This is a genomic window from Streptomyces sp. SID3343 (assembly GCF_009865215.1).
Taxonomy (GTDB): Bacteria; Actinomycetota; Actinomycetes; order Streptomycetales; family Streptomycetaceae; genus Embleya.
In genome coordinates this window covers 1-14,830 of the sequence record NZ_WWJX01000297.1, presented here as the reverse complement: position 1 = coordinate 14,830, position 14,830 = coordinate 1, and the positions used below count along the sequence as shown (strand labels likewise).

General features: G+C 69.6%; 14 protein-coding genes and 1 pseudogene. 7 read left to right on the top strand and 8 right to left on the bottom strand.

Annotation, left to right across the window (positions count from 1 at the left end):
- The 3 genes from GT354_RS10205 to GT354_RS10195 all read right to left on the bottom strand — a co-directional run.
- Positions 1-533 (bottom strand): NADH-quinone oxidoreductase subunit C (locus GT354_RS10205; protein WP_161355954.1); only part of this gene is annotated, 533 nt, incomplete at its 3' end.
- A complete protein-coding gene (locus tag GT354_RS10200; protein ID WP_161355953.1) occupies positions 530-1,147 on the bottom strand; it encodes an NADH-quinone oxidoreductase subunit B in 618 nt (205 codons plus the stop codon). The genes GT354_RS10200 and GT354_RS10205, both read right to left, overlap by 4 nt.
- On the bottom strand, positions 1,138-1,509 hold the full coding sequence (locus GT354_RS10195; RefSeq protein ID WP_161355952.1) for an NADH-quinone oxidoreductase subunit A: 372 nt from the start codon (positions 1,507-1,509) through the stop codon (positions 1,138-1,140). Before GT354_RS10195 ends, GT354_RS10200 begins: the two co-directional genes overlap by 10 nt.
- A 292-nt stretch (positions 1,510-1,801) precedes the next feature.
- On the opposite strand from GT354_RS10195, the gene GT354_RS10190 reads away from it, so the two are divergent.
- The 5 genes and pseudogenes from GT354_RS10190 to GT354_RS10170 all read left to right on the top strand — a co-directional run.
- The gene (locus GT354_RS10190; protein ID WP_237534582.1) at positions 1,802-3,145 is read left to right on the top strand and encodes a sensor histidine kinase; all 1,344 of its coding nucleotides are present in this window, start codon (positions 1,802-1,804) and stop codon (positions 3,143-3,145) included.
- 138 nt (positions 3,146-3,283) lie between these two features.
- The gene (locus GT354_RS10185) at positions 3,284-3,928 is read left to right on the top strand and encodes a response regulator transcription factor (RefSeq protein WP_161355956.1); all 645 of its coding nucleotides are present in this window, start codon (positions 3,284-3,286) and stop codon (positions 3,926-3,928) included.
- A 286-nt stretch (positions 3,929-4,214) separates the two neighbouring features.
- On the top strand, positions 4,215-6,077 hold the full coding sequence (locus tag GT354_RS10180; protein ID WP_161355951.1) for a 2-oxoacid:acceptor oxidoreductase subunit alpha: 1,863 nt from the start codon (positions 4,215-4,217) through the stop codon (positions 6,075-6,077).
- Between the two features lie 64 nt (positions 6,078-6,141).
- Complete coding sequence (locus GT354_RS10175) at positions 6,142-7,137, top strand: 2-oxoacid:ferredoxin oxidoreductase subunit beta (RefSeq protein ID WP_237534586.1); 996 nt, start codon at positions 6,142-6,144, stop codon at positions 7,135-7,137.
- A 273-nt stretch (positions 7,138-7,410) separates the two neighbouring features.
- Positions 7,411-9,351 (top strand): annotated as a pseudogene (locus GT354_RS10170) (APC family permease); the annotation flags it as partial.
- Positions 9,352-9,818: 467 nt separating this feature from the next.
- Here the strand turns inward: GT354_RS10170 and GT354_RS10165 are convergent.
- The 4 genes from GT354_RS10165 to GT354_RS10150 all read right to left on the bottom strand — a co-directional run bounded on the left by GT354_RS10165 (position 9,819) and on the right by GT354_RS10150 (position 12,373).
- Positions 9,819-10,877 carry a serine hydrolase gene (locus GT354_RS10165; RefSeq protein ID WP_161355948.1) on the bottom strand — a complete coding sequence of 353 codons (1,059 nt, stop codon included), beginning with the start codon at positions 10,875-10,877 and terminating at the stop codon, positions 9,819-9,821.
- 63 nt (positions 10,878-10,940) lie between these two features.
- A complete protein-coding gene (locus GT354_RS10160; RefSeq protein WP_346011964.1) occupies positions 10,941-11,477 on the bottom strand; it encodes a helix-turn-helix domain-containing protein in 537 nt (178 codons plus the stop codon).
- A gap of 58 nt (positions 11,478-11,535) precedes the next feature.
- Positions 11,536-11,805 (bottom strand): hypothetical protein, encoded by a 270-nt coding sequence (locus GT354_RS10155; protein WP_161355947.1) that lies wholly within the window; start codon positions 11,803-11,805, stop codon positions 11,536-11,538.
- 19 nt (positions 11,806-11,824) lie between these two features.
- Positions 11,825-12,373: a Uma2 family endonuclease gene (locus GT354_RS10150; protein WP_161355946.1), complete on the bottom strand. Its 549-nt coding sequence runs from the start codon at positions 12,371-12,373 to the stop codon at positions 11,825-11,827.
- Positions 12,374-12,578: 205 nt separating this feature from the next.
- Between GT354_RS10150 and GT354_RS10145 the strand changes: the two genes are divergently transcribed.
- Positions 12,579-12,923: a VOC family protein gene (locus tag GT354_RS10145; RefSeq protein WP_161355945.1), complete on the top strand. Its 345-nt coding sequence runs from the start codon at positions 12,579-12,581 to the stop codon at positions 12,921-12,923.
- A gap of 52 nt (positions 12,924-12,975) precedes the next feature.
- Here GT354_RS10145 and GT354_RS10140 read toward each other — a convergent pair whose 3' ends face one another.
- Positions 12,976-13,452 (bottom strand): hypothetical protein, encoded by a 477-nt coding sequence (locus GT354_RS10140; protein WP_161355944.1) that lies wholly within the window; start codon positions 13,450-13,452, stop codon positions 12,976-12,978.
- Between the two features lie 366 nt (positions 13,453-13,818).
- Here GT354_RS10140 and GT354_RS10135 point away from each other — a divergent pair, with 366 nt between their 5' ends.
- Positions 13,819-14,718, top strand: a complete 900-nt coding sequence (locus tag GT354_RS10135; protein ID WP_161355943.1) for an aminoglycoside phosphotransferase family protein — start codon at positions 13,819-13,821, stop codon at positions 14,716-14,718.
- Positions 14,719-14,830 lie beyond the last annotated feature (112 nt).

The following is a 14,830-nucleotide window of genomic DNA, read 5'->3' as shown; positions in this document are numbered from 1 at the left end:
CCGGGGGGCAACGTACGGCGGCGGCCGGGGGCTCGGGGCGCGCCCGGGCCGTGGTCGGACTCGCCCGGTTCCTTCGCGCCCGGCCACGGCTTTGCCACGCGCGACGCGAGGATGAACTCCTTGCGCAGCGGATGCCCTTCGAAGCCGTCCGGCAACAGCAGCGGGTCCAGGCCCGGGTGGCCGGTGAACTCGATCCCGAACATCTCGTGCGTCTCGCGCTCGTGCCACCCGGCGCCCGCGTACACCCCGGTCGCCGTCGCCAACACCGCGCTCTCGCGCGGCACGCGCGTGCGCAGCAGCAGCCGCGGCCCGTGCGGGATCGCGCACACGTGGGCGACCACGCCGAACCCGTCGGCGAGTTCGTCCACTCCGGTCAGCCAGTCGAAGAACGCACAGCCCAGTGCGTCCCGCGCGGCGGTCAGCGCCGCGACCCAGTGCTCGGGCGCGACGTCCAAGGTCGCCAACCCGTACGCGTCCGACACCGCGACCACCAGCTCCTCGCCGATGGCCGCGCGCAGCTCCTCCGGCGTCACGCGTCACCACCCCCGGGGGCCTTCGGCGGGGCCACCAGCGGCGCGTTCAGCGCGGCCGGGGGCAGCTTGCGGGCGTAGCGGGCGGCCGGGTTCTCCACCGCGATCTGCTCCTGGAGCTTGAGGATTCCCTGCAACAGGGCCTCCGGGCGCGGCGGGCACCCGGGTACGTACACATCGACCGGGACGATCTGGTCGACGCCCTTGGTGACGCAGTACGAGTCCCAGTAGGGACCGCCGCAGTTGGCGCACGAGCCGAACGAGATCACGTACTTCGGCTCGGGCATCTGCTCGTACAGCCGCTTGATCGCGGGCGCCATCTTGTCGCTGACCGTGCCCGACACGACCATCAGGTCGGCTTGGCGCGGACCGGGCGCGAAGGGGATCACGCCGAGCCGGATGAAGTCGTGTCGGGCCATCGAGGACGCGATGAACTCGATCGCGCAGCACGCGAGCCCGAAGTTGAACACCCAGAGGGAGTAGCGCCGCCCCCAGTTCAACACGAGCCGCACCGGGTCCGGCGCGAGCCGGGAGAGCACTCCCAAGCGAGGTTGCGGGAGATCGACCGGGGTTCGTGGAGCCGTAGTCCGGTCCACCGGTCGAGGTGTCAGGTCCATGCCAGGACGCCCTTCCGCCACGCGTACAGAAGTCCGGTGGCCAGGAAGCCGACGAACACGAACATTTCCACCAGCGTCGTGGTGCCGAATCCGGGGGCGTCGAACACCGTGGCCCACGGGAACAGGTACATCGCGTCGACCGCGAAGACGACGTAGAGATAGGCGTAGAGGTAATAGCGGATGTGGACCTGCGCCCATCCCTCGCCCACGGGATCGACCCCGCACTCGTACGTCGTCAGCTTCTCGCGCGTGGGCACGCTCGGCCGCAGCAACCGACCGCCCGCGAACGCCACCGCGACGAAGGCCGACGCGACCAGCAGCACCAGACCCACGAGCGCGTACGTTCCGTAGTAGCCCTCCACCCGGCTCGTGCCTCCTCGTCGACATTGCCCGAACGTTGCGTGGTCGTTGCGTACGTTTGTGGCACGGGAGTCTATGGGGGTTGCGGTGGACCTGTCCCCGGTGTCCAATCCGGAACGCCCGCGTCCGCGATCTCCGGACCGCCGACGACGCCGAGTGGGTCGCGAACCCGCCGGACAACAGGTGGTAGGGACAGCCCCACCCCCAAGACACCGACCCGCGCCATGTGAGCGACCGACCGCACACGGCACAGTTGACCCAACGGATCGGCTTCTCTCCCAGCGAGGCAACTCCATGTCCATGCCCACACCCGCGTCTGCCTTCGACGGGTCCTCAGGTGACACCCCGGCCCGTACGCGGCCGGGCATCCTGCGTGCGCCGTTCACGGTTCGCACCTGGACCGACACGATCCATCTCGTCCTGAATCTGCCGGTCGGCATCGTCGGCTTCATATATGCCGTCGTCTTCGTCGCCCTGGGCGTCGGCCTCACCCCCCTGTTCCTGCTCGGCCTGCCGTTGTTGGCCGCGACCCTGATGGGCAGCAGGGCGCTCGGCGCCCTGGAGCGGGGTCGGGCGGCCGCGCTGCTCGACGAACACGTCCGGGCCCCCGCGCCGCTGCGGCCCGGGCAGTCCGGCCCGATCGGCTGGATCAAGGCCGCGCTCGGCGACAGCACGGGCTGGCGGGCCACCCTCTATCTCGTGCTGCAACTGCCGTGGGGCATCTTCTCGTTCGTCGTCTCGATCACGCTGTGGGCGACCTCCTTGAGCATGGTCACCTATCCCCTCACCCAGCCCTTCTATCGCGCCGCCGACATGCCGGGCGCGATGATCTCCGGCGACGGCCCCAAGGGCCCCGGGGCCGACCACTACATCGCGGGGCCGGGCCCGGTCTCGCTGACCGTCGCGATCGGCGTCGTGCTGTTCTTCGCGACCCCGTGGGTGGTTCGCGGCATGGCCAACGTGGACCGCGTGATGGTGCGCGGCCTGCTCGGCACGGCCTTCCTGTCGGAGCAGGTACGGGACCTGACCGTGTCCCGGGGCGCGGCCGTCGACACTGCGGCGTCCGACCTGCGCCGGATCGAGCGGGACCTGCACGACGGTGCTCAGGCCCGGCTCGTCGCCCTCGCGATGGACCTGGGCATGGCCAAGGAGAACCTCAGCGAGAGCGAGGACCGCGACACCGCGCGGATGGTCGCGTCGGCACACGACGAGGTCAAGCTGGCGCTCCAGGAACTGCGCGACCTCGCCCGCGGCATCCACCCGGCCGTGCTCACCGACCGCGGCCTCGACGCGGCGCTGTCCTCGATCGCGGCCCGCTGCACGGTCCCGGTCCGGGTCGACGTCGACCTGCCCCACCGGCCGCCGGCCCCGATCGAATCCGTCGCCTACTTCTGCGCGTCGGAATTGCTGACCAACGTCTCCAAGCACGCCGGGGCGCACCACGCGTGGGTCACCGTGGGCCACGAGGACGGCCGGATGTACGTGATCGTGGCCGACGACGGCACCGGCGGCGCGTCGACCGGCAAGGGTTCGGGGCTGGCCGGTCTGACCGAGCGGGTGCGTGGCGTGGACGGCACACTCACCGTGGACAGCCCCGTCGGCGGACCGACCAAGGTCACGGTGTGGCTTCCGCTGTGACCCTGCGCAAACTCTGAGACCACTGTGTCCCCTTCGGCCCCACTGTCCACAGGCGGTTCACCGCAGCCTCGCGCATCCGGAAGACTGTAGCCGCACCCGCTCCTCGGGTGCGGCTACCGCATTTGGGGGATGAACGCTGTGCGTGTCGTCATCGCTGAGGATTCCGTACTACTGCGGGACGGTCTGTCACGCTTGTTGACCGCGCGTGGGCACGACGTGGTGGGCGAGGTCGGTGACGCGGAGCAGTTGCTCGTCGTCGCGGCGGACCTGCTTCCCGACGTGTGTGTGGTGGACGTGCGCATGCCGCCCACGCACACCGACGAGGGCATCCGGGCCGCGGTTCGCATGCGCGCGTCGCTGCCGAAGGTGGGCGTACTGGTGCTTTCGCAGTACGTCGAGGAGCAGTACGCCACCGAGCTGCTCGCCGGCAACACGAGCGGGGTCGGCTATCTGCTCAAGGACCGGGTGGCGGACGTCGGTGAGTTCGTCGCCGCGGTCGAGCGGGTCGCGGCGGGCGGGACGGCCCTCGACCCGGAGGTCGTATCGCAGTTGCTCGGCCGCACGCGCAAGCGCGACGTGGTGGAAAAGCTCACACCGCGCGAGCGCGAAGTACTGGGTCTGATGGCCGAGGGACGGACCAACGCGGCGGTGGCGCAAGCCCTCGTGGTGTCGGACGGAGCGGTGGAGAAGCACGTCAGCAACATTTTCGGCAAGCTCGGTCTGGCGCCCAGTGACACCGATCACAGACGTGTACTCGCGGTACTCGCCTATCTCGGATCCTGACATCGTAGGTGTCGATTTACTGGACCCATGCAATTATCCGGTCGATCGAAACGGCTCGACCCGTTCTCCGCAAGGCGAACGCAAGGGCTGAGTCGTCAATTTGCTTGGATAGGCCAGGACAGACGCGCGACACGGGCGCGTGACGCCGCTCACGTCACGCCCTGGGGTGAAACCTCGCCCATTCCGGGGGGCGCCACGGCCCCCATCTGTACCGCCGTACGATGAAAACTGCGACATCCGCGCGGTGCGCGGACTACCCGCCGCAGCGCCGAGGAGGTCCATCCCCGTGACCAAGCAGGTCAAGCAGCTCGACCGGGTCGTGATCCGGTTCGCCGGTGACTCCGGCGACGGAATGCAGTTGACCGGCGACCGTTTCACGTCTGAAACGGCGACGTTCGGCAACGATCTGTCGACCCTGCCCAACTTCCCCGCCGAGATTCGGGCACCCGCAGGAACGCTTCCGGGTGTGTCGAGTTTCCAACTCCATTTCGCCGACCACGACATCCTGACGCCGGGTGACGCGCCGACCGTGCTGGTCGCGATGAACCCCGCCGCGCTCAAGGCCAACCTCCGCGACCTGCCGCGCGGAGCCGAGATCATCGTCAACACCGACGAGTTCTCCAAGCGGGCGATGGCCAAGGTGGGCTATCCGACGAACCCGATCGACGACGGTTCGCTCGACGCCTACAACGTGCACGCGATCCCGCTGACCACGCTCACGGTCGGCGCGCTGTCCGAGTTCGAGATCTCGAAGAAGGACGCCGAGCGCGCGAAGAACATGTTCGCGCTGGGCCTGCTGTCGTGGCTGTACCACCGGCCGACCGAAGCGACCGTGCAGTTCCTGCGCAAGAAGTTCGCCAAGCTTCCGGTGATCGCCGAGGCCAACGTCGCGGCGTTCAAGGCCGGTTGGAACTTCGGCGAGACCACCGACGACTTCGCCGTCTCGTACGAGGTGGCCCCGGCCAAGCTGCCGGCCGGCACGTACCGCAACATCACCGGCAACCTCGCGCTGTCCTACGGCCTGGTGGCCGCCGGTCAGCTGTCCGAGCTGCCGATCTACCTCGGTTCGTACCCGATCACCCCGGCGTCCGACATCCTGCACGAGCTCGCCAAGCACAAGAACTTCGGCGTGCGCACGTTCCAGGCCGAGGACGAGATCGCGGGCATCGGGGCGGCGCTCGGCGCGTCCTTCGGCGGTGCGCTCGGGGTGACCACGACGTCGGGTCCCGGTGTCGCGCTCAAGTCCGAGACGATCGGCCTGGCGGTCTCCCTGGAGCTGCCGCTGCTGATCATCGACGTCCAGCGCGGTGGCCCCTCCACGGGTCTGCCGACCAAGACCGAGCAGTCCGACCTGTTGCAGGCGATGTTCGGCCGCAACGGCGAGGCTCCGGTGCCGATCGTGGCGCCCCAGACCCCGTCGGACTGTTTCGCGGCGACGATCGAGGCGGCCCGGATCGCACTGAAGTACCGCACGCCGGTCTTCCTGCTCTCCGACGGCTACCTGGCCAACGGCTCGGAGCCGTGGCGCCTCCCGGAGACGTCCGAACTGCCCGACCTGCGGGTCGAGTTCGCGACCGAACCGAACCAGGAGATGCCGGACGGAACCAAGGAGTTCTGGCCGTACAAGCGCGACCCCGAGACGCTGGCCCGCCCGTGGGCGGTCCCCGGCACGCCCGGCCTCGAACACCGCATCGGCGGCATCGAGAAGGCCGACGGCATCGGTTCGATCTCGTACGACCCGGCGAACCACGACCTCATGGTCCGCACCCGCCAGGCCAAGATCGACGGCATCGCGAAGGACATCGACCCGCTGTGGGTGGACGACGCGACCGGTGACGCCAAGGTGCTCGTGATCGGCTGGGGCTCGACCTTCGGTCCGATCGCGGCGGGCGTCCGCCGGGTCCGGGCGGCCGGCGGCAAGGTCGCGCAGGCCCACCTGCGTCACCTCAACCCGTTCCCGGCCAACACCGCCGAGGTGCTCAAGTCGTACGACAAGGTGATCGTCCCGGAAATGAACCTGGGTCAGCTCGCCCTGCTCCTGCGCGGGAAGTTCCTCGTGGACGCCATGCCGTACAACCAGGTCCGCGGCCTGCCGTTCAAGTCCGAGGAACTGGCTCACGTCATCCAGGAAGTGATCGAAAGTGTCTGAGTCTGCGAACGGCTCCGGTTTTCCTTCGCTGTCGCTCGTCCCGAAGGCGGACGGCAAGCAGTCCATGAAGGACTTCAAGTCGGACCAGGAGGTGCGCTGGTGCCCGGGTTGCGGTGACTACGCGATCCTGGCGGCGGTGCAGGGGTTCCTGCCGGAACTGGGTCTGCGCAAGGAAAACGTCGTGTGGATCTCGGGTATCGGCTGCTCCAGCCGTTTCCCGTACTACATGAACACCTACGGCATGCACTCGATCCACGGGCGCGCGCCGTCCATCGCGACCGGTCTGGCCACGTCGCGCGAGGACCTTTCGGTGTGGGTGGTCACCGGTGACGGCGACGCGCTGTCGATCGGCGGCAACCACCTGATCCACGCGCTGCGGCGCAACGTCAACCTCAAGATCCTGTTGTTCAACAACCGGATCTACGGTCTGACGAAGGGTCAGTACTCGCCGACGTCGGAGACCGGCAAGATCACCAAGTCCACTCCGATGGGCTCGCTCGACCACCCGTTCAACCCGCTGTCGCTCGCGATCGGCGCCGAAGCCTCCTTCGTCGCACGGTCGATCGACTCCGACCGCAAGCACCTCACGTCCGTACTGCGGGCGGCCGCCGCGCACGAGGGCACCGCTCTGGTGGAGATCTACCAGAACTGCAACATCTTCAACGACGGCGCGTTCGAGCAGCTCAAGGACCCGGCTCGGCGCGACGACGTGACGATCCGGCTGGAGCACGGGCAGCCGATCCGCTTCGGCGCCGAGGGTCAGTTCGGTGTCGTCCGCGGTGCCGAGGGCTCGCTGTCCGTCGCCGAGGTCGCGCAGGTCGGCGCGGACGCCCTGATGGTCCACGACGCCCACGCGGACAACCCGGAGTTGGCCTTCGCGCTGACCCGACTCGGCGACCTGACCAGCAACACGCACACCCCGATCGGCGTCTTCCGCGACATCGAGCGCCCGGTCTACGACCGACTGATGTCGGCCCAGATGACCGAAGCCGCCACCAAGCAGGGCCCGGGCGACCTGGCGTCGCTGATCCAGGGCAACGACACCTGGACGATCAACTAGCAACCACACCACCACGAACGCCGGACGGCCCACCCCCCGTCCGGCGTTCGCATCCGCACCCGCCACGTAGCGCCCTGCCGAACGGCACCGATCCGGCCCGTCCGGCGCAACCCAGCCTGTCCGGCGTTTGAGGACACCTCGACGTTTGCCTCCCCGCTCGACGGCACCACCAACAGCCCGTACGGCGTTTGAGGACACCTCGACCAGGCTCGTGCACGGCCCGTCCGGCGCAACCAACGAATGCGCAAAGCGCAACAGGGGCAGCCCCCGGACATGCCGATCCGCACAGGCCCGCCCGCGCCCCTGAGTGTGGACGTCCGGATCCCCGAGACCGTCGGCTACCGGCTCAAGAAGCGATTGCTCGGCCCGCCCCTGGTGACCTCGCGGCTCCGCGGCGAGAAGCTGTCCAACCCCACCGCCCTCGGCGTCCTCGCATCCGACTGCATCTCGTCGTCGGCGTACGGCACCGAACAGATGCTCCGCGCCCTCGTGCCGTACGTAGGAACGGCCGCGTTCACGCTGCTGCTTCCGGTGACGTACGCGATCCTCGCCGTGCTGTTGTTGCTCACCCTGTCCTACTGGGACGTCGTGAGCCTGTACACGAAAGCCGGCGGCTCCTACATCGTCGCGCGCGACAATTTCGGCCCGCGCGTCGCCCAGGTCGCGTCCGTCGCGCTGTTGATCGACTACATCGTGACCGTCGCGGTGCAGACCGCCGCCGGGACCGACGCGATCGCGTCACTGCTGCACCTGGTGTGGGGAACCAGCATCAGCGGCTGGAAGCCGGAACTGTGCGTCGGCGTGGTGGCCGTCCTGTTCTACGGCAACCTGCGCGGCGTCAAGGAGGCCGGACGCGCGTTCGCGCTGCCCGCCTACCTGTTCATGGGCGCCATGGCGATCGTGTTCGCGGTCGCGGTGATCCGGTGGGCGATCGACGGGTCGCTGCCACACGCCGACGTACACGCCGCCGGCGCGGTGCCGCTCGGCCCGTCCGGGAACGGCCTGCTGTACGGGGCCTCGCTGTTCGTCGTACTGCGCGCGTTCGCCAACGGCGGCTCGTCGTTGACCGGGCTCGAAGCACTCTCCAACAGCGTCTCGTCGTTTCGCGAACCGCAGGGCGACAACGCGCGCAAGACGCTCGTGGCGATGTCGCTCGTGCTGGCGATCCTCGTCCTGGGCATCTCGCTCCTGGCGCACATCACACACGCGATCCCGTTCACGGACGGCGACCCGACGGTGATCGCGCAGGAGGCCCACCTGATCCTGGGCGGGGGTGTGTTCGGTCGGGCCGGGTTGATCTTCGTCCAGCTCGCGACCGCGCTGATCCTGTACACGGGCGCGAACACGCCGTTCAACGGCTTCCCGTTCCTGGTCGACTTCGTCGCCGAGGACGCGTTCCTGCCGAGGATGCTGCGCAAGCGCGGACACCGCCTGGCCTTCTCGAACGGGATCATCCTGCTCGCGGTGCCGGCCGTCGCGCTGCTGCTGGTGACCCAGGCGAGCGTGGACTCGTTGGTCGCGCTGTACGCGATCGGCGTGTTCACCGGGTTCACGATGGCCGGCGCCGGCCTGACGAAGCATCACTGGACGCGTCGGACCCGGCGGTGGCAGGTGGGGTGCACGATCAACGCGCTCGCGGCCTTCGTGTCCGGTGCGGTCGTGTTGATCTTCGCGATCACCAAGTTCACCGAGGGCGCCTGGCTCGTCGTGGTGCTGTTCCCGCTCGGCGTGTGGGCGTTGATCGGGGTCAACCGGCGCTATCGCGAGGAGGTCGCGGCCCTCGCGGAGGCGCCGGCCACGGCCGAGTTCGGGGTCAGGGACCGCTCGGTGGTGGTGGTGTTGGTCGACTCGCTGGACGTCGCGGTGCTCCAGGCGGTGCGGTACGGGCGCTCGCTGGGTGCCGACGACCTGCACGCGGTGCACTTCGAGTTGGACAATCGGCGCGCGAAGAGGTTGCAGGCGCGCTGGGAGGCGAGCCGGGCGGCGGACATCCCGCTGGAACTGGTCGAGTGTCCCGACCGGCGGCTCGCCCGGGCGGTCCTGGAACTGGCCGCCCGCGAGGTGGCCGACGGGGCCTCGGGGGTCACGTTGCTGCTGCCCACCCGGACGTACCCGCCGGTGATCGGGCGGCTCCTGCACGGTCGCACCACGGACGAGATCGCGTCGGCGGTGACCCGGGTGCCGCACGCGGTGGCGACGATCGTGCCGTTCGACGTGGGCGCGGCGATGGCGCATCGCCGACACGTGCTCGGGAGCGCGGACGAGCCGCCCGCGAAGTGCGTCCCCCGGCTGTTGCCGACACTGGACAACGAACCGGAAGCGGCCGGTGGGACGCCGGCTTCGGCGCACGCGACCATCCCGGTGGGCTCGGTCGCGGCGCTGAAGTGGCGCCGACGCGCCGAGGTGGTCGGGCGGATCAGGGCGGTGTCGCCGTCAGCGGAGACGGCCGCGCCCAGACTCGAAGTGGAGCTGTACGACAGCACCGGCGGGCTCAAACTGCTCTTCCACGGGCGCCGCAACGTGGCCGGGTTGGAACCGGGACGACGCCTTCGGGTGCGCGGCATCGTCGGTGAGTCGGAGGGCCATCTGGCGATGTCGGATCCGACGTACGACCTGTTGCCGGAGGACGACGACGAGGGCCCGAACGGGGACGAGGGCTGAAACCGGCCCGGCAGCCGGCTCTATCCCGCGAGCGTGGAGATCTCGTCCAGCAAGCGGACGCCGGGTTGGGTGACGTCGCCGGTCGAGTTCGCCAGCACCACCACGGCGGCGTGCCGCGACGGCATCAGGCCGATCAACGACACGAATCCGCCTGTGCCGCCGTCGTGCAGGTGGATGGGGTCTTCCTCGCGGACGGTGACCCAGCCGGGCTGCATCCAGGTCCCCTCGGATATCGGTCGGCGGACAGCGCAGCTCTCCCGCAGCGCCCCCGCGGCAGGACCGTCGCCCAGGTGCGCACGGACGAACGCGATCATGTCGACTGCGGTCGAGCGCAGGCCGCCCGCGCCGGCGAAGGCATCGAACGTCCACGGCGGTGTGGGCTTCCCGGCTTCGACGTAGCCCTGGGCCATCCGGGCGGCCTGATCCCGATCGAGGGTCAGCACCGTGTCGGTCAGCCCGAGCGGCTCGATCACCTCGCGCGTGACCAGGGTCGCGTAGTCGGTGCCGGCGTGGTGCGCGAGGGCCGTGCCGAGCAGGGCCACGCCGAGGTTGGAGTACAGCACCTGCTCCCCCGGAATCGACAGCAGCCGGGTTTTGGCCAGCTCGCCGAGAAGGCGGTCGGGGGTGTAGCGGGCATACGGATCGCGCCTGAACAGCTTCGGCCACTGCGTCATCCGCGGTGGCAGGCGCGGCAGTCCCGAGGTGTGCGTGGCGAGGTCGACAAGGGTGATCGCGCGCCCGTTCAGCTCGGGCACCCGGGTGCCCTCGGGCAGCAGTTCGCGCACGGGCTGGTCGAGCGCCACGGCGCCGGCGCGGACCCGGGAGAGCAGGACGAGCGACGTGAACGTCTTGGTTACGGACCCGATCTCGAACATCGTGCGCGGCCCTGGAGGGCCGTTGCCGTCGGTACCGCCTTCGACACCGCTGTTTCCGGCTCCGGCTCGGGCTCCGGCCGTGCCCGCGGTTCCGGCTCCGGCGATCGCGGTGTCCTCGCCGCTGATCGCGCCGACGACAACCCCCGGTTGCCCGGCCGCGACCAGCGCGTCGGCCGTCCTGCGGGCAAGGGTGTCCAGATCCACGACGGTCTCCTCGGGTGGTGTCGACGCGGTGAGTGACGGATGGGCGGGGTGGCAGCGGCCGGCCTACGGTCGAGCGGCGAACAGGATCACGAGCAGCGGTACGACCCGCTGAACCGGCACCTGGTAGTGCCCGCGGCCGACCGTGCGAAGCCAACCGGCGGCGACGAGTTGGCGGAGGTGGTGATAGACCTGCCCGCTCGTGCCCATGCCCTCCATGGCGCCCAGTTCGGCCGCGGTGGACGTGCCGCGCAGGACTTCACGCAGCAGCGACAACCTGACGGGGTGGCCGAGCGCGACGAGCCCGTCGGCGAACGGAGCCCAATCCTCGTCGAGCAAATCCCGGGCGTCGGCGGCGAGTTGCCACTCGACGGGGTGCCCGGGGGCGAGCTCGACGGCGCCGGTGTACAAAAGCGTGCCGACGCCGTGACGCTCCTTGAGCCCTGTCAGTGCCCAGAAAAGCTCGTCGCCGGTCTCGTTCTCGGCGGGTGCGCCCTGCGGCGGCTTCTCGGCGGCGGCGGCCTCCAGGGCCGTGACCCGCTCGGTCAGCGCGTCGAGCCGCGCGACGAGGTCGGCCTGCTCGGTATTCGATCGGTTGACCACGACACCGATCTTACGTATATGCGTAATTACGTCAACACGATTGTGCGGTCCAACCCGGTCAGTCTTCGACCGGCATCGCGTGATACTCCACCTCGACGTAGAACTGCCCGTTCGGCCGCTTCAGTCGCCGGATCGTCCGATGCCCGGTGCTGCCCAACTCCCGCAACGCCTTCTGGATCCGGTACGGCCCTTCGGGCATCACGTCGGCCAAGTCCCTGCCGGTGAACTTGATCCCTTCCGGGACCGCCAACATCGCCGCGAGCACCCGCCGCGCGAGCGGGCTCAACCCTGCCGCCGTCCCGCCCGCTTCGTCCTCCCCATCCGCCACGACGTCACGTCCTCACGGTTCAGTCGACCAGGTCGGCGGTATCGATGGTCGTGGAAAACGGAGCCGGTAGCACCAGTCGCTTGCCGAAGGCGACCTCGGTGCGGCCGGTGTACGCATCACGCTCCGGGTCGGAGTACAGGATCACCTTGCCGTTTCGACGATCGACCAGGAGATAGAAGGGAATGCCCGACTGGGCATAGGCCCGGTACTTCTTCTTCCGGTCTCGATTCGGATCGGACGACGTCACCTCGACCACGAGCAGCACATCGTCCGGAGGCATCCACGACCGCGCGTGCCGCAGCGCACCGCGGGGTACGTACGTCGCGTCCGGCACCACGTGGTCACCGGTAGGGAGCACGAGACCCTTGTTGCCCGACGCGCTCAACGCGACCGCCGAGCCGAGCATCTGCTGCCGCAGTTGGTCGATGATCGTCTCGTGGTCTCCGTCCGGCGGTGGTGCCACGTTGATGTTCCCGTCGATGAGCTCCACGCGATCGTTCTTCAGTCGCTCGGAGAGCTCGAAGAACTCGGCAAGGAACGGCGCCGTCGGTTTCCCATCGGTTTCCACACAGTGGGGATACACCGATCCGATCACGCTTACACCCGCCTTTCCCCTCCCCGAAGCAACGAGGGAACCGTAGGACGACACCTACTCGTCAGGGGATGACTCGCGCTTGATTCACCCGATCGGGCACACCGCCGACTCGGTGTCGCGCGGGCTCGAAGTCGGGTCGTCGGGGCGGGGGTTCGGGTGGGGGTCGTAGGGTCGGTGCGTGCGAGCTCGGGTGAGGCAGATGGTCGTGGATTGCCGGGATCCCCGGTCGCTGGTGCGGTTCTGGGCCGCGTTGCTCGGGGGTGAGCCGGTCGATCGCGCACGTGGGTGGTCGCACGTCGAGGCGCCCGGGTCCGTACGGATGGCGTTCCAACCGGTGCCCGAGGACAAGGTCGTCAAGAATCGGCTGCATCTCGACATCGAGGTCGACGACATCGCGGCCGCTGTTGCTGCGGCCGTCGCGCTCGGAGCCACTGCGGTCGGTAGGACGGTCACCGACGAACAGGGCGCGTTTCGGACGATGCTCGACCCGGGCGGAAACGAGTTCTGCTTCGTCACCGGGTGAGACCCGGCGACCGTTCGCGAAGCACTCGGGGCATACCGCCGCCGGCGCGCGATCAGGCCGCGACCGCGACCGACTCGCGGACCAGGAGTCGCGGGTCGGCCTCGGCCTTGGGGCCCTTCGCGAAGACGACCAGGCGCATGAACGCGAAGCGGCCGATGCCGGCGAGGCCGGAGGCCGAGAGGTACACCGACTGCTCGACCAGGACGCCGGCGTGGGGGCGCAGCGCGTGCAGCGTGAGCATCGCGGCGGTGGTGAAGAGGTAGCAGACCAGCACGGTCAGGCCCGCCTTGACGTGGTCGGCCTTGTCGGGCTTGTCGCCGCCGAAGGTGAAGCGGCTGTGCAACTCGGTGGCGAGCAGCGTCGAGGCGATCGTGACGAGCGCGTTCGCGGCGACGAACGGTATGTGGCCGGCGAGCAGGACCAGCGTCCCGCTGCTCGCGAGGCCGACGCCGCCGCCGAGCACGACGAACCGTGCGAAGGCGTTGACCAGGCCGGGGGCCTTGCGAGTGGGGTTGCGCGTGGTGTCCATGAAACGAGCATCCGCCGAGCCGCCGGCAGCCCCCGCACAATCCGCTGACCGAGGCTGCCGGCGCCTGTCAGCGCGCTGATCTCACCTGTCAGGCTCCGGCTTCGTACGGGTCGACGTACGGATCGTTGCACGGGTCGACTCGTTGCACGGGTCGACTCGTTGCACGGGTCGACGTTCCACAACGCCGGCAGGTCCGCGCCGCAGAACACGCACTCGAAGTCCTCCCGGTGATAGCCCGACCTCCCGGAGTTCCGCCGCGCGTGACGGCCGGCCCGCCCCGTCGCCGGGATAAATCGGTCGACAGGTGAGGGCGTTCGGCGGTGCCATGGATCATCGCCGTCCTGAATCCGATGCAGGGAGTCGCCCTTGTCCGCCGAGCACCCACCCGCCGCCGCGATCGACGTCGACGCACCGCTCGTCGCCGAGTTGATCGCGGCGCAGTTCCCGCAGTGGGCGGATCTGCCGCTCGTCCCGGTCGACTCGGGTGGGACGGACAACACCATCTACCGCCTCGGGACGGAGCTGTCCGTACGGCTCCCGCGCGTCGAGTGGGCGGTCCTGTCGGTCGAGAAGGAACAGCGGTGGCTGCCGGGACTGGCCGCTCACCTGCCCCTCGACGTTCCCGTGCCGGTGGCGATGGGCGCGCCGGCCGAGGGTTATCCGTGGCCCTGGTCGGTGTACGCGTGGCTCGACGGCCGAGACGCCACGGTCGCCCGGCCCGCCGACCCGCGCCGAGCGGCCGTCGCACTGGCCGAGTTCGTCGCCGCCCTGCAAGGAATCGACGCGGCGGACGGGCCGCCTCCGGGGGCGCACAACTTCTTCCGCGGCGAGCCACTGGCCCGGCGCGACCGCGACACCCGGGTCGCGATCGCCGATCTGGCCGACCTCTTCGACACCGACGCGCTGACCGCACGGTGGGAGGCGGCGCTACGCGCACCGGGGTGGACGGGCCCGCCGGTGTGGATCCACGGCGATCTCCACGCCGGGAACCTGCTGACCGTCGACGGCCGACTGAGCGCCGTGATCGACTTCGGCGGCCTGGCCGTGGGCGACCCGGCGGCCGACGTGATGACCGCGTGGTCGGTGTTGTCGGCCGACACCCGGGAGCTGTTCCGCGCGGCGTTGGCAATCGACGACGCGACCTGGGCCCGGGCCCGCGGCTGGGCACTGACCGTCGCGGTCGTGGCACTCGCCTACTACCGGGACGCCGGCCACGCCATCGAGCACAGCGCCCGCCGCCAACTCGACGAACTGCTTGCCGAGTAAGCGACTCCCCGCCTTGATCGGTCGCCCTGCGCACCGGGCCGGTGCCCGCGCGCGGTCGACGTCGCGGCGGGCGACGTGAACCCGCCGGCCGCGCCGTGAGCCGTCGGGTGCG

Excerpts from the sequence above, each read along its gene's own strand:
- GT354_RS10200 (WP_161355953.1), bottom strand. The coding sequence starts at position 1,147 with ATGGACCTGACACCTCGACCGGTGGACCGGACTACGGCTCCACGAACC.
- GT354_RS10190 (WP_237534582.1), top strand. The coding sequence starts at position 1,802 with ATGTCCATGCCCACACCCGCGTCTGCCTTCGACGGGTCCTCAGGTGAC.
- GT354_RS10175 (WP_237534586.1), top strand. The coding sequence starts at position 6,142 with ATGAAGGACTTCAAGTCGGACCAGGAGGTGCGCTGGTGCCCGGGTTGC.
- GT354_RS10140 (WP_161355944.1), bottom strand. The coding sequence starts at position 13,452 with ATGGACACCACGCGCAACCCCACTCGCAAGGCCCCCGGCCTGGTCAAC.